This is a genomic window from Flavilitoribacter nigricans DSM 23189 = NBRC 102662, assembly GCF_002646595.1.
In the GTDB taxonomy this organism is placed as follows: Bacteria; Bacteroidota; Bacteroidia; order Chitinophagales; family Saprospiraceae; genus Flavilitoribacter; species Flavilitoribacter nigricans.
The window spans coordinates 1-21,928 of the sequence record NZ_PDUD01000058.1 but is presented as its reverse complement, the minus strand read 5'-3'; the positions used below and the strand labels follow the sequence as shown (position 1 = coordinate 21,928).

The 21,928-nt window shown below is 49.8% G+C and carries 14 protein-coding genes; all 14 read left to right on the top strand.

Going from position 1 to position 21,928, the window contains the following annotated elements:
* Positions 1 to 26: 26 nt before the first annotated feature.
* Positions 27 to 461, top strand: coding sequence for a phage tail protein (locus CRP01_RS37915; protein WP_099155321.1), 435 nt, complete (start codon positions 27 to 29; stop codon positions 459 to 461).
* Positions 462 to 463: 2 nt separating this feature from the next.
* Complete coding sequence (locus tag CRP01_RS37910) at positions 464 to 925, top strand: phage tail protein (protein WP_099155320.1); 462 nt, start codon at positions 464 to 466, stop codon at positions 923 to 925.
* A 98-nt stretch (positions 926 to 1,023) separates the two neighbouring features.
* Positions 1,024 to 1,194, top strand: coding sequence for a DUF5908 family protein (locus CRP01_RS43560; RefSeq protein ID WP_222845917.1), 171 nt, complete (start codon positions 1,024 to 1,026; stop codon positions 1,192 to 1,194).
* Complete coding sequence (locus CRP01_RS37905; protein WP_099155319.1) at positions 1,191 to 1,952, top strand: CIS tube protein; 762 nt, start codon at positions 1,191 to 1,193, stop codon at positions 1,950 to 1,952. The genes CRP01_RS43560 and CRP01_RS37905 overlap by 4 nt, the downstream gene beginning before the upstream one ends.
* The gene (gene vgrG, locus CRP01_RS37900) at positions 1,952 to 3,706 is read left to right on the top strand and encodes a type VI secretion system tip protein VgrG (protein WP_099155318.1); all 1,755 of its coding nucleotides are present in this window, start codon (positions 1,952 to 1,954) and stop codon (positions 3,704 to 3,706) included. The genes CRP01_RS37905 and vgrG overlap by 1 nt, the downstream gene beginning before the upstream one ends.
* Positions 3,707 to 3,714: 8 nt before the next feature.
* Positions 3,715 to 4,008 carry a PAAR domain-containing protein gene (locus CRP01_RS37895; protein ID WP_099155317.1) on the top strand — a complete coding sequence of 98 codons (294 nt, stop codon included), beginning with the start codon at positions 3,715 to 3,717 and terminating at the stop codon, positions 4,006 to 4,008.
* 3 nt (positions 4,009 to 4,011) lie between these two features.
* Positions 4,012 to 4,452: a GPW/gp25 family protein gene (locus tag CRP01_RS37890; protein ID WP_099155316.1), complete on the top strand. Its 441-nt coding sequence runs from the start codon at positions 4,012 to 4,014 to the stop codon at positions 4,450 to 4,452.
* A gap of 2 nt (positions 4,453 to 4,454) precedes the next feature.
* Positions 4,455 to 7,520 carry a baseplate J/gp47 family protein gene (locus CRP01_RS37885; RefSeq protein ID WP_099155315.1) on the top strand — a complete coding sequence of 1,022 codons (3,066 nt, stop codon included), beginning with the start codon at positions 4,455 to 4,457 and terminating at the stop codon, positions 7,518 to 7,520.
* Positions 7,521 to 7,532: 12 nt separating this feature from the next.
* On the top strand, positions 7,533 to 8,501 hold the full coding sequence (locus tag CRP01_RS37880; protein WP_099155314.1) for a tail fiber protein: 969 nt from the start codon (positions 7,533 to 7,535) through the stop codon (positions 8,499 to 8,501).
* Positions 8,502 to 8,521: 20 nt separating this feature from the next.
* On the top strand, positions 8,522 to 11,710 hold the full coding sequence (locus CRP01_RS37875) for a hypothetical protein (protein ID WP_099155313.1): 3,189 nt from the start codon (positions 8,522 to 8,524) through the stop codon (positions 11,708 to 11,710).
* A gap of 22 nt (positions 11,711 to 11,732) precedes the next feature.
* Positions 11,733 to 13,025, top strand: a complete 1,293-nt coding sequence (locus tag CRP01_RS37870; protein WP_099155312.1) for a contractile injection system tape measure protein — start codon at positions 11,733 to 11,735, stop codon at positions 13,023 to 13,025.
* A 10-nt stretch (positions 13,026 to 13,035) separates the two neighbouring features.
* The gene (locus CRP01_RS37865) at positions 13,036 to 18,960 is read left to right on the top strand and encodes a hypothetical protein (protein ID WP_099155311.1); all 5,925 of its coding nucleotides are present in this window, start codon (positions 13,036 to 13,038) and stop codon (positions 18,958 to 18,960) included.
* 12 nt (positions 18,961 to 18,972) lie between these two features.
* Positions 18,973 to 20,256, top strand: coding sequence for an ATP-binding protein (locus CRP01_RS37860; protein WP_099155310.1), 1,284 nt, complete (start codon positions 18,973 to 18,975; stop codon positions 20,254 to 20,256).
* Positions 20,257 to 20,919: 663 nt separating this feature from the next.
* Positions 20,920 to 21,792, top strand: coding sequence for a hypothetical protein (locus CRP01_RS37855; RefSeq protein ID WP_099155309.1), 873 nt, complete (start codon positions 20,920 to 20,922; stop codon positions 21,790 to 21,792).
* Positions 21,793 to 21,928: the final 136 nt, after the last annotated feature.

The following is a 21,928-nucleotide window of genomic DNA, read 5'->3' as shown; positions in this document are numbered from 1 at the left end:
TTAAACACATTTAAATAAAAATAATCATGCCGAATTATCCATTAACGAATTTCCACTTTCGGGTAGACTGGGGTGGTTCCAATGCCGGTTTTCAGGAGGTCTCCGGCCTGGGGAGTGGAAGTTATGAGGAAGTCAAATATCGCGACGGGATAAGTCCGGAGAGCAATGACCTCAAGTTCCCCGGTCGGAAAACTTTTACGGACATCAACCTGAAGCGGGGTACGTTCCAGGGCGATAATGAATTTTATGAATGGTGGAACCAGAATGATCCCGGAGAACCGGCGCAAAGGGATATTGTGATCAGCTTGCTAAATAAGGATCACGAGCCGGTAGTGGTCTGGAAGGTCCTGGGTGCGTGGGTAAAGGAAATAAAATCCACAACCTTGAATGCAGACTCCAATGAGGTCGCCGTGGAAGAAATGGTTATCGCCCATCAAGGCTGTGAAATTCAAAACGATTAAGAATGCCGCCACTCCCACCACTTGGCTTTCAGTTCTCCGTTCGGTTTGAGGGTATCACAGATTCGGATGTGGATACCCGCTTCCAAAAGGTACAGGGCCTGGAAGGCAGGGTAACACTGAGAGCCTACCGGGAAGGTGGGCAGAACCGGTCCACCTATCACCTTCCCGAATCTGTGGAGCATGCTCCGCTGGTACTCAGCCGGGGGGCAAGCGTCGATTCAAAAGTTACCCGATGGTGCCTCAATGCCATCGAAGACTTTGAGTTTGTTCCGGTCAATATCATGATCACCCTGCTGAATAATCGGCAGCAGCCGCTACTTTGTTGGTACGTGATCAATGCCATTCCACAACAATTGAAATTTGGAGAATTGGACGCGGGAAGCAGCCAGGTTTTCATTGAGACTATTACCCTGGAGTACGAACATTTTAAGACCATACTGGAGCCGCAACGCCGTCGGCAGTGATCGATCGATTGCGATGAGTGGTCATACGTTCTTGATCTTAATGGATTTCCACTTAAGATTATCCCCCGGCAAGCCATACTTAAACTAAATGTAAGAATATGCCAATCCAAATCAAGGAATTATTAGTGCGTACCATAGTGGCGCCAAAACCAGAGCCAGAAAAAAAGAAGCGTAATGCCGGGAGGCTGGCAATACCGGATAAGCAAGCTCTCATAACCGAATGCGTAGAACAGGTCATTAAACAACTTAATTATCAGCAGGAGAGATGACTTTCGAAAGCCCGAATATCGGAAAACTGGAAAAACTCAAGATTATTGCCATCGATGACAGCACCGGGCAGATCAAGCTGTTAAGAGGTTGTGTAATGGTCAATCCAGCTAGCTTTAAGGAAAGCTATGAGTGGCATTACAATAAGGACCAGGCTTCCGGTACTACCGGATCAGATCCCAAATTTATCAAAAAGATCGATGATGAATTCAGTATTCCGGTCTTCTTCGACAGCACCGGTACGATGCCGCCGACGATCTTACCATTCGATATCAGCGAACCGATAAACAACCTGACCGAGTTGCTTCCTTTCGATGTCGAGATCAACCCGAACACTATTATTCCGGCGGCTGCACAATTACAATTGTTTCTGGCCGTAACCGGAAATTTCATTGGGAAAATTCACCGGCCCTTCAAGGTGGCTGTTTATTGGGGAGCCTACTTTCGCATCGGTTTTTTAAAATCGCTGGATGTTGACTATACCCTCTTCAGTCCCAGTGGAGCCGCTAAACGTATCGAAGGCACCGCTACTTTTATCAGCGCGGAAGATACGATTAAGGAACTGGCTAAGAGCATGATCAGCTCCCCGGATCTTTCCCATCACCGCGTAGTCAAAGAAGGAGATACCCTATTGCTGCTTTGCGAAGAGATCTACGGCGATGCCTCCCTACATCAGGAGGTAGCCCGGCATAACGGATTGACCAGCTTCAGAACGCTCCGGGTGGGCAGTAAGCTGGCTTTTCCTCCAATTGAGAAATAATGGTTAAAGGCAAAAGACATATCCCGTCAAAAGGCCGCCAGAACCTGGTGACTTTTTCTATTCTCATCAACGGTGAACGGGTGAGTCGTACTCAACATATACTGAAACTGGCGGTACATAAGGCCGTGAACCGGATTGCAACGGCCATACTACAGATCAGGGACGGAGCTGTAGCCGACCAGGATTTTGCATGGAGTAGTAGTGAATTATTTGTGCCGGGCCATGAGATAACTATCCGGGCCGGTTACCGAAATCAGGAAGAAGTGCTATTTCAGGGCATCATTGTACGGCACGCCGTACGCCTTTGGCGAACTGGCCAAACGGTACTCGATATCACGGCCAAAGATAAGGCTGCCCAGATGATCATGGGGCGCAGAAACACCATTTTTGAAAATATGCGGGATAGCGAAGCATTTGAGGAGATCGCCGGGCGCTACGAGCTGGGCATTGAGACCGAGCTGTCCAATACGGTACACGAGCAATTAGTGCAATACCAGTCTTCGGACTGGGACTTTCTGGTATGCCGGGCAGAAGCCGGCGGTATGGTGGTGATCAATTCCGATAACCGCCTGGTGATCAAACGGCCGGTCATGGCCGAAGAACCCGTGCTTAGTTTGGTGTACGGTGCTACTATTTTTGAAACCGAAGGAGTAATCGATGTTCGCGAACAATTCGGTGAGGTGTACGCCAATTCCTGGGATCCAGCCACCCAGAAGCCTCTGGCTATCGGAGCTGAGCAGCAACCAGTCATCGAGGCTGGTAATTTACCGTATTCTGATCTAGCAGAAAAGCTAGGCTCTAACGACTGGCAACTTTATCACAGCGGGGTTCTGGACGAACCGGAACTGCAGTCCTGGGCGGAGGGCGTACAACAGCGAAGCCGCCTGGCTAAGATCCGGGGACAGGTCTGCTGTCAGGGAACGGTGGATGTTTTACCGGGCGATACCGTTGAGTTGCGCGGACTGGGAGACCGGATGAACGGTTTGGCCTACGTATCGGGAGTACAGCACAAACTTGGGGACGGTAACTGGCTTACCTATCTGACCCTCGGCCTGGAAAACACCACACATCATGCCCTCAAAAAAGACGTATCAGCTCCGGCGGCTGCCGGACTGTTACCCAGCGTATCCGGGTTGCATACCGGCATCGTCACTCAACTGGCCGGCGATCCAGCCGGAGAAGATCGCATTCAGATCCGCCTGCCCATGATCAGCAACGGGGAGAACGGTATGTGGGCCCGACTGGCTACCCTGGACGCAGGGAAGGATCGGGGAACATTTTTTCTGCCGGAGATCGGCGATGAAGTCCTGGTCAGCTTTCTCAATGATGACCCCCGGCAGCCGGTCATTCTCGGGATGTTGCACAGTAGTGCTAAACCAGCTCCCCTAGCTGCCTCGGATGACAATCACGTGAAAGGATTCATTTCCCGTTCAGGTATTCGGTTGCTGTTCAACGATGAGGATACAACACTCCAGCTGGATACGCCGCAGGGAAAAAAACTGGTGCTTGACGAAAATAAAGGAGCGATCACTCTCGAAGATGAATACGGTAACAAAATTGCCATGGATAGCTCCGGTATCCGGATCGAAAGCGGAAAAGATTTGATGATCAAAGCCGTAGGTGATGTCGCAGTCGAAGGGCTGAATGTTGATGCAAAGGCTTCGGCTGCGCTGAGAGTTACCGGATCGATCTCCGCCGAAATATCCGCCAGTGGAAATACAGTAGTGAAGGGATCATTGGTACAGATAAACTGATAAGCATTATGCCGCCAGCAGCCAGAATAAGTGATATGCATACCTGCCCCCTGGTCAACCCGGGAGCCAACCCGCACGTAGGCGGGCCGGTAATCGGTCCCGGAGTGCCTACGGTACTCATCGGTGGGCAGCCCGCCGCCGTACTCGGTGATCTGGTGAGTTGCGCGGGCCCACCGGATAGTATCATTCAGGGATCGACGACGGTCATGATCGGCGGCAAACCGGCCGCCAGAATGGGCGATGTAACAGCCCACGGCGGCTCCCTGGTGGCCGGATTACCAAACGTACAAATCGGAGGATGAAACATGGATCAGGAACCAAAATTTTTAGGTAGAGGCTGGGCTTTTCCACCTGGTTTTTCCCAGATCGGGAAGGAGGCGGACATGGTATTCGGTGTGGAAGATATCAATCAGAGTTTGCATATCCTGATGTCGACCCAACTGGGGGAACGGGTGATGCTCTCCGATTACGGCTGCAATACCGAGTATCTCGTCTTCGAACCTTTGAGTTTGAGTACCCAGACGCTGATCTCAAAAAAAATTGAGGCTGCCGTAGCCTTGTACGAAGCCCGCATTATCCTCGAAAGGATCGATTATGATATGGACCGGATCGCTGAGGGGTTGGTATTGATTCACCTGTATTACAAAGTGGTGCAGACCAATACCCGCTTCAACTTTGTGTATCCATTTTACTTGAATGAAGGTACCGAGGTGTCGGCCCTGCTGCCTGTTTCATCCAAGCCCTGAACATGCCAAATCAAGAAAAAAAATATCGCATTTTCCGAGACGGCACCAGTCAGCAGCAACGCTGGAAGTTCGCCCTTGATCCCGCTTCCGTCTGGGTAGATGAGCGCAGCTTTGCCGACTTGGTGGAAGAAATGCGTTGTCTGGCACCCCAGATCGCCTATTACAATGACCAAAATCAGCTGCAGGGGGACTGGACCGGTTTGTTACCCCCCCAAGCCGAAATTAATGCAATGCTGGAAAGGGCGGAACTGGAGCAAGACCTGGCACCCCAATTGGCCCTGCTTGTCACTTTTCTGCGACTGTTCCGCCACGCTCAGGACGATCTCAACGGCATTACCGAAAGGCATCTGGATTTCTATTACCAGGATATCCTGCAAATTAAACACCAGCCGCCATCTCCTGATCAGGTTCACGTGCTGTTTGAGCTGGCCCGGAATATTCTCCAGGAAAGGATTGGCGAGGGAGCTTTGCTCAAAGGCGGTAAGGACGTTGAGGATAAGATTCGTTATTATGCTTTAGAAAAGGAGATAGTTGTCCATCCGGCCCGCGTAAACCGTCTGATGAGTGCTTGTATAGATACCCGGTGGAGTAACCGTATTTTTAGTGCCCAGGTGGCCAATTCTGCTGACGGTCTGGGTGCAGCCCTACCGGAGCATCAGCCCTCCTGGGCACCATTAGGCGAAAGCCAGTTCGGCAAGGTTGAAACAGCACGCAGTATGCAAGCCGCATCGGTGGGTTTTGCCCTCAGCGGACCGACGCTGTGGTTGACCGGCGGAAAACGTTCGGGTATGATTGAATTGTTTACCAACCTAGATCATGACCTTTCTGATAGCGATCTGGCCGACGCATTTCGCCTTTGGTTCAGCACGGAAAAGGGATGGCTGGAAGCTAAACCGGTGTATACCAAAAAGGGAAGTGATAACAGCATTCGCATCAACTGGTCGCTAACGGAAAAAGAACCGGCCATCGCGCCCTTGCCCTCCGGTACGGACGGAGCGATCTGGGCCGGTACCGCTCCGGTGGTTAAAGTGGTGCTGAATCATGCTGCACCGAACTATCAATACCGCAATTTCAGCCAGTTGCAAGTCACTCACCTGCGATTGGCGGTGGAAGTAGAAGGACTGAAAAATCTAGCACTCAGCAACGACCTGGCCGGCATCAGCGCTGAAAAGAGTTTTTTACCGTTTGGTCCGCAACCTTCGATCGGATCTTCTTTCTACATCGGCAGTGAAGAACTCGCGGGCAAGCGGATCAATTCCCTGACCGTTAATTGGCAATGGGCTAATTTGCCGGTGGGAAGCAATGGATTTGCCGATCACTATGCTGCTTACGCCGGAGCCTTATCCAACGCTTCTTTCCAGGCCGATGTCTCGGTTTTCACCGATACCGGATGGATCAATGGTCCTACCGTACCTTTGTTTCAAGCCCTTAGCGGTCAGCTGCAGCGGCAACCTTATAACCAGTCTGTTTACAACGGTAATTTTCGGGTAGTTGATCCGGAAAAAGTAGCCCGCCTGTCGATTAGCGGTACTGATTTCGGGCACCGGACCTTTTCGGAGCGCTACACGGAAATTGCGTTGAGTATTGCCAATACGAGCACCTTTCAGGATCTGCCCAACCCGCCGTACACCCCTACCATCAAGTCTTTCAGCTTGAGTTATACTGCCTCGGCGCAGATCATTTTCCCGTCACAACCGGGAACGCACCGTTTTTTTCATCTAGAGCCCTTCGGGCACTTTACCGCCGGTGCGGGCAGCGCGCCCTCCATTGTGCCGAAGATACCTAACGGCAGTCTTTATATCGGCCTAGAGGGGCTGACCGCGCCGCGCCTCTTAAACTTCTTATTCCAATGTGTGGAGGGCAGCAGCGATCCGGATCGGGCGCTGAGCGCTAAGGACCTTCATTGGGATTACCTTTCGGGCAATGATTGGATACCGATTCTTTCCGACAAAATATTACAGGATGATACCCTTGGCCTGCAGCAGGCGGGCATCATACAATTGCGCGTGGACCAGGCCGAAGTGAACGGCACCAGAATGCCCGTCGGCCCGGCCTGGCTTCGCCTTTCGACCGGACTAGATACGGATTTGGCCCCGGAAGGAGCAGCCCGCGTGCAAATGTTAGCCCTGAATGCCGTAAAAGCCACCCTCGAGGAGACACTGAATCATTTAGAACACCTCAAATCACCCTTGCCCGCCGAAACGATCCGACGCTTACAATCCCCGAAACCATCCATTAAGCGAACCGCACAGCCGTTCCCTTCTTTCGCAGGCCGAAGCCCCGAAGGCCAAAAGGCTTATTATCGCCGGGTCAGCGAACGCCTTCGCCATAAACAGCGGGCCATTACTACCTGGGATCACGAACGGATCGTGTTGCAGGCTTTTCCGGAGATCTACAAGGTCAAATGCCTCGCTCATACCTGGGACGGCAGGGCCTGTGCCCCCGGACGTGTGAGCCTGGTGGTCATCCCCCAGATAGACCTCAAAAGCAGTGGAAACCTGTTTGAACCCAAGGCCGGGCCGGCCCTGCGGGAACGGATCCGGCTTTATCTAACGGAATTGATCCCGAGCCTTTTTGTAGAGGTAGCCATCGTCAATCCCTGCTACGAGCCGCTGCGGGTTTGTGCCAAGATCAAATTCCGGCCCGGTTATGATCCTGTATTCTATTTAAATGAATTGGATCTCGGCCTGCAACGACTGTTGGCACCCTGGGCCTTTGCCGAGGAAGAAGAGATCACGATCGGTGGTCGGATATTCGGTTCTACGATCGTTAAGTTTATGGAAAAACAACCTTATGTGGACTATATCCGGGATTTTCAACTGTTGCACTATCCCTGCCGCCCCTGTATCGGAGAAATGTCGGTCTGGAACGGCGCGGAGCATCTGACTGATGATTTCGTGGTGTATCCGCTGAAGGCGGATCCAGTAGTGGCTTCATCGCCGGTATCGGTCCTGGTATCGGCTGAAGAGCATAAATTATCTGAGGTCGATGAGAGCTGTACCGCACCCACGGTTTCGAGCTGTGGTATCGGAAATATGAGCATTGAACAAGATTTTAAAGCACAATAAAAAGATAGCATTATGGCATGTAATTGTATAGCCCGCGATATTCTGAAAGGCTACTTCGAACAGTGCAGTACCCCAACGGAGGAAAATTTTCACGAGTGGATCGATGCCTTCTTTCACCCCTGTGAAGATGACACGATCTGTAATAACCTGACGCTGAAGGGGACGGATGGGTTTGATCAGACTGGTGAAACGGCTACGCTGTTTCTCGGGGATGAGCATCATTCTATTGAGAGCGAACATGGTAAAGGCGTAACGATCAATACCTTCGGGGCCGATGATGCGGTGTTTATTGAACAGATTTCCGGTAATGTAGGGATCGGGACCACTTCTCCGGCCAAGAAGTTGGATGTGAATGGGGATGCTATGGTGCAGGGAGAGCTTTGCGCGGATTCGCTGGATATTAGTGGGAATGTTAATATTCAGGGTACAATAACGGCCACTTCGTTGAATATTGCAGGAAGCGGACTTGTACCTATAGGGGTTATCCTCATGTGGTTCGGCAATACCGTTCCTGCAGGATGGGCAATATGCGATGGGACAAATGGTACTCCTGATTTACGGGGAAGATTTATCGTGGGTCAGACTAATGCGGATCAAAATGATCATGGATATACAAATTCAGAAAAAAACAGATCAGAATATCTTACTATAGGAGCAAGTGGAGGAAAAAATAAAGTAAAACTTACAGCGAGTCAATCAGGTGTTCAAAAGCATAAACACTATATAGATCTGAAGACTTATGAGGAAGGGGATCATACTCATGCATCACTAGGATCCGAAGGCGTTAAAGATCCCAATACATTCGATTTTTTGGTCCCAACTTTTAGTGAGGGTGATCCTTATACTGGGACAGGTCCGGCAGGTAAACACGATCACATTGTTAGGGGCGATTCTAATAATTCGACCGAAAAGGATGCCGTGGATGAACACGAAAACCTTCCTCCGTATTTCTCTATCCGCTTTATAATGAAGCTTTCCTAAATGAGGCAATAATTCGACACATGCTGGACTTTCCCACCATATCCCAAAATGCACCACGCTTCAAAAGCCAGGATTATGCCCTGCTCCGCGAACAAGGCATCATCGAACTCCAGGCCATGGCCGGCAACATCTGGACCGACTACAACCTCCACGATCCCGGCATCACCCTGCTGGAAGCCCTGCTCTACGCCATCACCGATCTTGGCTACCGGCTGGATCACTCCATTCCGGTATTGCTGGCGAGCCATCCGGACGGGCGCATTGCCTTGGACGACCATTTTCACCGTGCTAAAGAAATTCTGCCCAACTGCCCGTATACACCGCAGGACTACTGGAAATACTTCCTGGATATTCCCGGCCTGCGCAATGTATTGCTGGAACGGGCCGTAGATCTGTGTCCGATCCTGTATTGCCGGACCGAAGAGAAGAAAGGCGGTACGCCTAGCTGCGAAAGTCCTTTCTACAGCCTGTCCTTCAACCGCGATCAAACCGTAGCGGATTGGGAGGTCACCGACTGGCAAAAACAACACCCGAATGGCCTCTACTGCATCAGCCTGATCCTGGAGCCGGAAGTGGAATGGGATCTACCCAATCCGCCTCCGGTCATCGACTTGGGCGGCGGCAGGGCTATCAGTCAAATACAAGTAAGCGGCCAGAGTTTTCAAGTCATCACCTATTTACCCCACTGGCAAGATCTGAATTTAGCGATCCTGGGTGACCCAGATAATCAAATCGAGTCGATTGAATTAGTTCGGGAACCCGAACCGGCCACGGCAGGAACCCGTACGGTGTATGCAGCCGAAGTGGCGATACAGTTTAGCGCCGGCAAAGAAGTGGTCCGTTTTCCGGTTACTATGCAGGTCCGGGCCGAAGTTCCGCTCCGAACACCGCGACCGGTACCGGGTCGTATCGTTGCCCGTTCCGCTCCTCCCTTGCGCCTGGAAAAAGCGGCAAGTACCGGCCGAAGTCTGCGGGCAGTTTTGATCAATGTACTAACTGCGGTGCGACCAAACGGTCTGTTTCCGGTTTTTCAGCGCAGCGTCATTCGGGCCAGTGAGGTCATCCGGCAGGTAAAAGGTACCTACTGCGCCAAACGCAATCTCTGTGAAGATATCGAACGCGTAAAACTCTGTCGCCCGCAGGAGGTAGTCGTAAAAGCAGCTATCGAACTGGAGACCAGCGCCGATCCCGAACGCACTGTGGCTCAACTGCTCTGTGAGATCGATCAGTACTTGTCACCCGCAGTCCGGTTCCATACGCTGGATGAGTTACTGGCCGAAGAAATGCCGGTGGAGGAAATATTCGAAGGGCCCCTGCTCCGGCACGGGTTCATCAAGGATGAAGAGGCGGTCCGTCTGAAAAGGCGGACGGCCGTCTACAACTCCGATCTGATCCGGATCATGGCCTGTACTTCCGGCGTATTGGCGATTCGGGAGCTTTTAACCTGTTCCTTCATCGGCCTGGAAGAGGTGGTCACCGATGAGGCAAATTGCTTCCAACTGGCCGGTAAGGGTTGTTACTATTTTCGGCTTGACCCGGATCGTTGTCTGGATGACGACAATCTCTGTTGTTTTCAGGGAGGCGTACTCGTAACACTGGATCAATCACTGGTCAAAGCCCACTACCGCAAAATCAAGGCCCAACTACCCGGGCGCATACCGCAGGATGATGGGCTGAGCTTGCCGAAGGGGAAAGTCATGGATCTCGGACACTGGCCTTCTGTCCAGAGTGATCTGCCGCGCTTGTACGGCATCGGGGCGGCGGGCCTCCCGACCACCGCCACTGCCTTTCAGCAGGGGCGGGCCCGGCAGCTCAAAGGATATCTGATGTTCTTTGAGCAAATGATGGCGAACTACCTGTCTCAACTGAGCCATATCGGTAGTTTGTTCTCCATGGAAGCGGATGTATTTCGCACCTATTTTTTTCAGGATCTGTACGAACTGCCGAAGATCGGCCCGCTCTTCAAAGCACAGGTAGACAGCGGCCAAAGCTGGGAAGATTTCCTGGCCGATCACCAAAACGACTATATCCAGGCGCTCGAAAAAGCAACGGAAAACCTGCCGCGTTTCCTGGAGCGGAGGAATCGTTTTCTGGACCACTTGCTGGCCCGGGTGGGGGAAGACGTGCTCCACTACGAAAATTGGGTCCGCAATTACTACCGGGGCGATCCGGAATTTATCCTGCAGGAACTGATCCGCGTTAAGCAGCGGCTCATGGCTTTTTATCCGGGCTTCAGCAGCCCGCGGGCCACGGCGCTGCATTACTGTAAAAAACGCAAGGACGGTAGCCCGGATGTATGGGATACGGACAATATTTCGGGCTACTTGCAACGGGTTTGTGCCAAGGTGGGTTTGTACAATTGTCGGCGACGGAACCTCTGCCACGAGTCGGTTTTTCCGGATGTTTTCGAGATCTTCGATGAAACCGACACTGATGGGATCACAGAATGGTGGTTCCGCCTGCGGGATGAGGACGGTACAATATTGATGACGGCATCCGACCGTTACACAGTCTATAACGACTTGATCAATGCACTAAAAACCGTAGCTCAGTTGGGCATGTACCGGGATAATTACCTGATCAAGATCTCGAATGCCGGTCGTTATTATTTCGTACTGCGGGATGGAACGGATACCCTGGCCCGGAGAATTCCCGGATTTCCAACGCTGGAAAAAGCAGAGGCTACCATTGCCCGGATCATGGAGATGCTGTGGGAAAGATTCAACGGAGAGGGTATTCATTTGGTGGAACACATCTTACTGCGACCGCGCACTCGGAACTATACTTTACTGCAACCTTTTCTTTGCGATGCGGAGCAGCGTCGAAAGGTGCGGATGATCAAAGACCCTTATTCCTTTGTTATGACCCTGGTGCTGCCTTCCAGTTACGAGCGGGATTTTTCCGACACCACCAGTCCAGCGCAACCCACAGAGTGCTCGCCTCGTCTGCGCGACCTCGCTTACCGACAAGTGGTTGAAACCGTAATCCGGGAAGAAGCGCCTGCTCACATCTTTTTGCGGGTCTTCTGGCTGGACCGAGATACCTCCGGGTCGGATGATCCTGCCTTTCTTTCACTCAATCGGTTTGAAAAACTATACCGGGAGTGGCTGGAAGATCTGGATCAGGACTCGGCCGTTTTGCAGCCATCCAATGATGCGTTGGTTGAATTTTTGAATCAATTATTACCGGTTCCGAGGCGGCCAGCCTGAGGTACTGGAAATTTTCATAGCAATGCAACACCAGATCCAAAAGCAGATACTCGAAGTAGTCGTCCGGGAGTCCGGGCGGGCCGAAGCCGTGTCGGCTAAAGTAACCGATCTGTTTAATTACCAGGTGTTGCCGCAGCTGGAACGCCTTTTTGACGAATTAGGCCTGGATGATGAGCTCATCGTGATCGATCGGTTGGAAATAGAAACTGCAGTCAATGATGAACGATCCCTGGCCCGGCAATTGCCCAACCGTATGCTGTCGGCTATCGAGCAAGCCTTGAAAAAAGAGCTGAAGTACATTCCGGAGGTAAGCGATAAACCGGTTCGAGAAAACCCCAAACAGCATTTGACGAAACCGGTAGCCCTACTGCGGGTATTTACCTATTTTCTGGAAACGGGAACATTCCCCTGGTGGTACGCCGAGGAGGCATTCCATGATTTCGAAGCCGAACTCATCGAAGAAGGGAATATAAAAGAAGTAATAGCTATCATACAAGCCCGAATGACCAGACCACAATGTATGCGGCGATTGATTCATCAGTGCTCCAATACCGTCATCCAGGCGGTGCTACAAGAAGATATACCGCTTAGCAACCGGTCCGTTTGGGATCATCCTCTGCAAGACAGGCAGCCGGAAGTCTTCCGCCGGCAATTACTGGAATGGGCTTTCGGAACAGCCCGGAGCAATCGGCAAATGGACGACCTGCTTGCTGTACTTGATGCCGTTCCGGAACAAGAGAACCATGATACCGAAGACTGGTCATTGCCGGAAATGTCGTCATCGTCCCGGGAAGTTCCATTACGGCCGCCGGCAACGGACGAATACTATATCCATAATGCGGGATTGGTCCTTTTGGCCCATATGCTGGAAGTCTTTTTGGAACATTTCGGTCTGGTACGGGACGGCCACTTTGTCGCCCCCACCGCTCAGGAGCGCGCCATACACCTGCTGGAATACCTGGCCAGCGGTCGCCAGCAGGTAGCCGAACCCGAACAGCTCTTCCATAAATTCCTTTGCGCCCGCCCCCTGAACGCTCCTGTCGCCCGTCGGGTGGCCCTAAGTGATGCAGAGAAAGACGAGGCGGAAAATCTGCTGGGTACCATCCTGCAGCACTGGCCGAAAATGCAAAGTACCGATCTCGAAACACTTCGCAGCAGTTTCCTACAGCGCCCGGGTAAACTCTACCGCAAGCAGGGCGCCTGGCGCATCCGGGTAGAACGGGAGACGATTGATATTTTACTGGACTTTCTGCCCTGGTCGATTGCGGTGGTGCATTTGCCGTGGCTGGACGGGGTGGTTTGGGTGGAGTGGTAAACTGCAAACCATGAAAGAGGTTAATACGCAAATTGAGGATACGCGGTCGGCTGTGGTGCCATTTCTTACCGACAAAGAGCTGGTCGAAACAGGACCGGAAAGTTTTCTGGCAGCGGATTTTTTTGGTAAGGAAATATTCGGAGAAAGATCTTTTTTTAAAGGGGACCCTCCACTGTCCAGACAATCCCGTCTAATTCAGAAAATTAAACATCGGGAGGATGTCGTTGGAGCTTATTTCGATCATCTCTTTATCAATAAATATGTTTTACGCTCGAATTGGCAATCCTTTTATGCCAGGTACTTCTTTCGAAAATATGGTATTGGCGGCATCGGGCACGAATCCTTGAGCTGGCGTGAATTTAAGGAACAATATGTGACTTCTGCCGGCCTATTCCAATACGAAGTTATCGTTCCTTTTTTGCCTGGTATAGGTTCGGAATTCGAAAATAGAGCCGGCCGCTCAGAAGAAATGGAAGTCGATACAGACCAGGCAGTTACACCGCAAGAGGAGCAGGAAGTAGTGCTTGCCGGGCCTCCTGTAGGGCAAGCAGTGCGGGATCCGGAGGCTGAGATGATCCGGGCAACGGAAAGTGGCAATGAAACCCAACTAGCTGATGATAAAGTATCTTCATACCCGGAAAATTCGGTGAATGAACAGGCCCAGGATAAAACATCGGTTGCGGATCGGGTAGGTCAGGAGCCCAAAACCTATACCCCGGAAGAAATAAGGAACTTGTTTAAGACCCGGAACCCGGGGATAACCGACAGCGAACTCAGTCGCTGGATCGACAAATGGATAAAAATGGGCTGGGAACCCGGCGATGCGATCCCGGATATCCGGGAGATCCAGATACAGCTCGGTGAGGGTTATTATTACCGAAAGAAAGTCGAGGCGCTTTACATTACCGCCTACTCTTACGATGAAGCTTATGCTTACGCCCGGAAAAATGATATCAACGGGTTTTGGTTCTGGATCAATCCGATTACCGGGAAAAAGGGAAGCCAGATCCAACAAATCGGATCGATAAAGAAATACAATAAGAACGCGCACCGCTTTTCTTCGGATCTGGTGGATAAGCTGGATCAGGTGGCTGCCGACCCTAAACTAAAAGATGCGGCACTCGAGGAAAATTCCCTGGATGATGCCTTTAGCGAATTGGTGAAGGCGGCCCAACGAAAACTGCAGGAAGCCGATTTGCTACCCAAGAATTACCAATATATGGGTATGTATACCCCAGACACCGTTGCCGCGGTGCAAAAATTTGTTCTACGAAAACAAAAGGAAGCGGAGCGTGAAATTGCGCAAAAACGAAAGGAAGCAGAGCACCTGGCCTCCGAACAAGCCAAACGTTGGACTCCCCTTATTCATGGTTATTTTGATGATGGTGAATATGAAGCTGCGCTGCAGGTCATACAGGATCGTGACATAAAGGACAATTTACTTTTGCTGAAAGCCATAATGAAGGAATACCGTGAACAGTTCGGTCAGAACCTATTGCGGGAATTCACTTCGTTCGGGCGTTTGAGTGAGAAACAGGAAAGAGAAGCCGAAGGGATACTGCTTAAAGCCTCAACCATTATCGAAAAAATCGAAGTACACGTCAATCTACATTCCAGTACTTTGTCATTGTTCGCGGCAACGCCTGTTTTCGTAGAAGATGAAACACCAATCATCAACCTGTTGAACGAATCACTGAGTAAGGCAGATCTGGAATTATTACGATCGAGGCCCGATTTTATCAAAGTCTCAGTAAAGAACTGGATTGACGAAGATGAGTATTTCAAGATCCGGATGAAACTCGGTCCGCTGGAGGGCGATGATCCAATTCCAGCCGGAGAGAGAACTTCTCCCAGTATTATCAGAGAACACATCAAAGATCAAAAGGGCTTTTGGGATGATGATGAAAGAGGCGTATACAATGTATTACTGGAGTTGTCTCCGCGCCGCCGGGCGATTTTAATAGCCGATATGTTTGTTAAAAAAGAGTTAGACTTTTTGGAGGTAAGTGAGAAGCTCCAACTCTTAAAGCTGGTTCTGAATGACGAAGGAAAAATTATTTCCGAATCGGAATCATTCATGCAACGATTGAAGATCGAGGAGGACCTGTCCGCCACTGATGAAGACGGCATCACCAGGCTTTTCGAGCTGATCGTACTGGAGAAGGAACGGATCACGGAAGTCCTTAAAAATACCGATGACCCTGCGAAGCAGGAAGCAATCCGGGCGGAACTGCAGGCCCTGGAAAATATTTCAAAAGATAAGGAAACGCTAAGGATCCTCAAAGGAGAGGTGCAGTCTACGGAGATTGCTGATTATTATGCGATTACCGGGGATAACTTACCGGAGGAAGCCAAGCAGCGAATGATCGGCGCGGGCGGTGACTACAAAGAATGGCTGGCCGGCTACCAGAAGATGGCGGGTATTGAAGATGAAGCGGCATTTTCCGCTTGGTTGGAGGATGCGGAAGTCAGTAGCTCAATCTCCGGATTTGCGGAAAAAATGGCACTTAAGGAACACGATTCCAACACTGTAGTACGTCGTAATTCGAGAGATACTTACGTGGTCGAGTTATCTGAAAAAGGAAAGCTGAGGAAGCAGGCTATCATAGCGGGCCTCAAAAAGAGAGATGCGAATACCTTACTAGAGGTGAAGTTGATCAGTCAATTCGGTGAGAATACGGAAGTAGAGAATATTTACAGTACGATGCTGGGGCTTAGCGCGGAGGAACGCAAACAACAGTTCAGTGACAACCGAGACTTTCTCTTACTGGTAAATGATCGATTGGATGATGATGAAAAAAAGATCTTCTACGAACTCGCTACCCGGGAAGATGATCAAGAGCTTTCGGACAAGATAGTGGACCTGGCCTTGGAAGGAGCCGGAACGGAAGAAAAAATACTCGATCTGTACGCCGAAAACCTATCGCCGGCGCAACGGAAGCAATTTCGGTTGGGCTATTATCTGAGCAGCACAAAAACCGGAAAAGAGAGCTATTCTCCGGAAGAACAACAGGCGCTTGAACTATTCGAGAATTACCAAAAAAGATTGCTTGATACCACCATTATAGGCAATCCGTTTTCCGGCCTTTATCTTACGGTCACGGAATTGGAGGAGGAGGAATACATTGCCCATCTTGACAAGCTGCTGGGCGTACCCACTTCCGATGAATATGAAACACCGGAAGGTCGAAGACTAATTGCCGATATACTTAAGTTGAGGGTGGAAGAAAAGATAAAACATCGTGATAAATTCTTCAATGGAGATGCTTATGCCGATTCGGGGGGATGGGAAGACAATCGGTACGAAAGCTTTAATAGAATTTACAAGGGTCTGGGCCCGGAAGTTACGCAAGGTGATATTGCAAAGCTTATTACTACCTACGAGAACTTTAATAAAAGCAGAGAGGAATTTCTAGCGGATGTAGAGAAAACCGTTAATATTGTCAGTACGGTAGCGGCTATTGTCGCGGCAGTTATTGCCACCGTACTGACCGAGGGGGCGGCATCTCCCTGGTTAGCGTCCTTGATCGTATCTGCTAGCAGCCTTGCCGGTACTACTATTCCTAAATTGACGGCGGGAACCTGGACTCCCAGCGAATTCGGAGAAGATCTGGTCACTGAAATAATTGGCCTGGGCGTCGGTGCAAAATTAAAATTGCTTAAAGGTTTGGGGGAAGGATTGACGGCTTCGAAAGCCGTAGCCAAGGCCGCTGAAGAATTGATCGAAGAGGCAGCTGACCCCAAGAAGCACAGCCTGATCAAAGGACTCCTGAAAGATTTTATAGAGGGTGAGATCGAGTCAATCGCCACGGAAGGCGTCTTAACCATCAAGGATCTGATTTTTCTGGATCAGACCCAATACGACATCCTGAAGCAGCACGGCGAGGCACTGCTGAGTTGGGAAACCCATGTCGGTAGCCTCCCTTTCGGAACCGCTTTTGGTGCCACTTTTCAGAAAAGCGTGGACCAACAGACTCACCAGGAAGGGACACATCAGGAAAATGCGCACTCCAAGCAACAGACCGAACAATATATTCCCCGACAGGACAATGCAGATATACTGATCGAACAAACCACGGTCAAAGAGCACCATTACAAAGTAGTTGACAGTGATGGGGAAACGCCTGTTGATAAATCACCAACGGATACCAAGAAAAAAGAAAGCCTTGCCCCGCAATCCGTTTTGGGAGTGACGCTAGCCAATCGACTCGATGGGTTCAGCGCTAAAAGCAAGAAAATTTATCAGCAGTTATTCGCTCAAAAACTGAAATACCGAAAGGTCGACGGCGAAATCCTGTTTTACAGCAATAATGGAGAGGTGATCGGGAAATTAAATCCGGAGGGATTTGTCGCTGAAAAATTCATTACGCCGGACATGGACGTGGATAAGCAGAAGACCCTTTTTACTCTGGAGAGTGGACATATTCTGGTGGAAATAGAGGGCGAATATGCTTTCCATCTTGGTTTTGAACATGGCCGAACGCTTGATGCTTCTGAAGTTAATCAGTACTATAAGCAGATGGGTAAGCATGAGCCTTATCGCCAAAATGCCCCCGTTATTGATCGAATATTGGTAAAGGGGGAAAAGGTCTACATCATAGAGTACGAAAAGGGAGGTGTCCCAAATCCGGGCGGCTGGGGGTCAATGAAAATGTATGATTCGATCAAAGAGATCAGAGATGATCTGGCTATTCTTCCCGAGTGGAAAGATCCGGACAAGGGGAGACTGGTCATCCGGGAATACGAAGTTATTAATCCGTTGCGAGTTAGAGACGGCGTCGTGGGATCGATCCTAGAAACGGGCGGCACATCAGCAGAGCATGTAAAATGGGGCGACGGCCACCAATACGAGATCCTGGATAATCTGCGGGGAGAGAAATGGCGGGATTATTTTAAGGAGCCAAAAGTGCATGAAATTGAGTTGGGAACTCCCAATGTAAATGATCAAAATAATCGAAAAGAGGCAGGGACACTAGGGAAAGATAGTGCGATTTATCCGGATGTACAGGATAAGATTACATCATCAGAAAATCGAAACAATTTTAATGATGTCAGCGGGATCAGAGAAGCGCTTGAAATCAATCAGAAAATCCTGAAGGATGGCGGGCACGACGTAAATCTTTTGGAAGAGAGCCTCCGGATCGTGGATGAACGAACCTTGACTTATTTTGACGGAAATCCCAGTGAATTGGCAGCCGTACTCGACAAGGCCAAACATCGCAATGATCTGGAAGTAGTCGGGCTAAAGCATATTTTGGACCAGGCGGCTAATACCTCTTTGGATGTTTCCCGTTCGCGAGCGGAGATCATTGCTTCGATAGAAGCATTACTATCGGAAATGGGAAATGATTTGACCGGCAAAAGACTAACTGTTCGGAGAATTGTTTCGGAATATGCGGCCGAAATGGCCATGGGATTTAACCCCCAACCACTTGATTTTATCGTAACCGGCAGAAAGGGGGATCAAGTGCTTAGAACCGGCTTCCAGAACCTGATCGATTTTCTTTCGATTAAGGAGATCACTAGTGTAAAAACGAGTCTTAGTAAGAATTACCTGGAAGAATACTTTAAGCAATATCGAAAGATGGTGCTTAAGGGAGATAAAATACAAGAAAAATTGTCGAAAACTATTGACAAGGCCGGCAAGGATAACAGTGGAGGATATGAAATACCCTTACCCGATTTGACCAACCCGGATGTGATATCCGAAGAAGCAGTGATGCGGATACCTGATGATCAAGTGCCCGAGTTTAGAAGCTACCTGGCGGAAAAAATGAAATATGACAAAGAATTTTTAAGTGAAAATGAATTCAGAGATAAGTATGCCTTACCCCGGCACTTTACTGATCTGGGGCTGAAAAATTATACGGAAAGAAGAATTAAGGGTATTGGAATTACCTCCAAAGATCTGGAAGGTTTCATCAATCGATATTAAAAAGCATACAAAATGGAGGTTAACATTACTAAGCGTATCGTGGAAGATAAATTCTCGGCGTTACGGCAACATGAATATGATTGGGATGATGCAATCACCGACTGTTTACGGGAGCATTTGACCGATACCAAGAAAAAAAAACTGAGTAATTGGGAGTTCTTTTTAATTAAGCTCGCCCTCATTCCTCATATCTACCCTCATTTTTTTGATGAACTTTTGCCGCAAATGGGCAATCACCCCCAAATCGGCGGCCTGCGCGGCAAAAAACACCGCGGCTTCCTGCCGACCGGAGAAACCGCTCTGTTTCTGCTGGCGGGAGATGACCTATACCAGCGCTTCAAAGCCCAACAACTCTTCGACCCCGACCACTATTTCGCCAAAAACCGCATCCTCTGGTTAGCTCCTCCCGAAAAGAACGAACCCCGCATGAGCGGCCAGCTCATCCTCAATCCCAAATACGTAGAACTGTTCACTACCGGGAAGGCGTACAAGCCGGATTTCAGCCTGAATTTTCCCGCCGAAGAGCTGCACACCAATCTAGATTGGGCGGACCTGGTATTGACTCGCGATACTGTGGTTCAACTCGATGAGATCAAGGCCTGGTTACAACATCGTGCCGTCATCATGCAGGATTGGGGGATGCACCGGCTACTGAAACCTGGCTACCGGGCCCTTTTTCATGGACCGCCCGGTACGGGTAAAACGCTTACAGCCTCCATTTTGGGAAAAATCATCAGTCAACACGTATTTCGGATCGACCTCTCCATGATCGTTTCCAAATACATTGGCGAAACGGAAAAAAACCTGGCCAATCTGTTTGCCGAAGCGGAGCAGACCAACTGGATCCTCTTCTTCGACGAAGCCGACGCCTTGTTCGGCAAGCGTACCGATGTGCGGGACGCCCACGACAAATACGCCAATCAGGAGGTCGCCTATCTCTTGCAGCGGATCGAGCATTACGACGGCCTGGTTATTTTAGCCTCGAACTTTAAAAGTAATATTGACGAGGCCTTTTTGCGGCGGTTTCAATCGATCATTTACTTTCCGAAGCCGGGTTCCGGTGAGCGACTGATGCTTTGGCAAAACAGTTTCCCAAAGCAGGTGTCTTTAGCTAAAGACATTGATCTGCCGCAAATTGCCCAAAAATATGAGTTATCCGGTTCGGAGATCGTCAATGTGGTGCAGTTTTGTTGCCTTCGGGCCGCAGATAAAGATCATCCTTTAGTAGAATCAATTGATATACTAGATGGGATAAGTAAGGAGTATAGAAAATATTCTAAGAAGATCCTTCACTAATACAATTTATATTCATAATAACTATTAAGTGATATAAACTTTGAGATGGCAAGAAAGCACTTCTATTCTACACCAATTCTCAAAGATCCATCAGGTTAAAAAATGCAGCGTAAGTAAGGTCTGCTTTTTAGACACACTGATGCATCTATCGAGCGCCCTATGATCTCCTCGCCGCTCATAGTTTGTATTTCAATAAGCTGTTGAATCAAAGTAATTCCCTGAATTTCGAAGGCGTTGTATCGACAACCCAACATCAAATTCCTATTGCTCCATTTGCAGGATGATGAAAACTAAAGTAACCCAACTCCAATCGTCCCGCTGTGAGAAGGCCTGGGTCTCCTCAGCCCCTTCCGCAAAATATTAAAACAAAAAAAACACAATAACAAAATATAGTTCTGCTCCGGAGGGGCCAGGTGTAAGCAAGAGCCCCAGATTTTGAAGAACGGAGATTAGTCGACAACTTGGTTGGTATTAATCCAGTAGATGATGAGTTTAGGCTCTATCGGTAACCAAGGAACACCAAAGCGCTCTTCTTCGGCGGCTATTCAAAGTTGGCATTGAGACCGGCACCAATTTGTAGTATGGTACCGCAAAATCCGTTTTTTGCGGAAAAGCTCCTCCAGACGTTACACCGCACCCATCTGCTGATAAAATTGGATGGATATGAAAAAAGAATCGAAACCAAAGTACAGCAAGCCCTCCGATCACCGTGATTCCGGTAGTAAATTATTTGGTCGCATCCCGATTCCCTCCTTTGGCAGGAAAGACCGGATCCCCGTCCGCAAGGCGGGAGACCCGTCCGGTGGACGATGGACCGCCCGACATTTACTCTGGTTAGCCGGGGCGAGTCTGCTGGTATTGATCTTCCTGCAAAAATGCAAAAGTGTCGCAACCGCTAAAGCAAAAGCAGAACTAATAGAACAAGCCTACGACAATATCCTTTTTCGCCACCAGGATTGTGACTATCTGGTTTACGAGGCAACGAGCATGTGCGGGCATCCATTGGTTCTCACCCGCGATTACCGGGAGTATCAGGAAGCCGAAGCTCGGCGGGACCAGTCGACAGAAGGCGTGCAGGAAGATAGTCAAACCAAAAACTATATCCGGCAACGGCCAAAGATCAATCTGGACCGGCTGGTGTATTTTGAAAAACTAACCCGGGGCCGGGCGCGCCTGGTATACGATAACGGGGCCTGCGAGATCTCCGAGCTGGATGACCTCTTGTTCAATATTCAGGAAGCTGAGTTGTGTGCACGCTTTCCGGGCATCCCCCAAAACGGAGAGGTAAATGAATTTGTCAACCTGCTGTATATCGAATCTTTCGACAAGGTCCGTTGCGAAGGAAAGGAATTGTACCGGGCCCAGTTGGGCGTATCCCATTCCAGTTGCGCGGTCCTTCGAACCATCCGGGATTGTGGAGTCGGGCTCTTCAGTGTGTACGTCTACCGCAATCTTCGGAAAAAGCTGGAAGCACTGAATCCGCATGTGGATTTTAAATATCGGCGGACGCTGGAGTTGGTGGGGTGTGAGTGTTGATGTGGAAACGTGGAAACGTGGAACTCCTCAGAATAGTGGACAGTGAATTGGGCTAGGTTGTCTGTTTTAGTTGAGTTAATCGATAATACATTTCTTTCGGAGAAATACCCCCTATACCAGAATGGATACGTCTGGT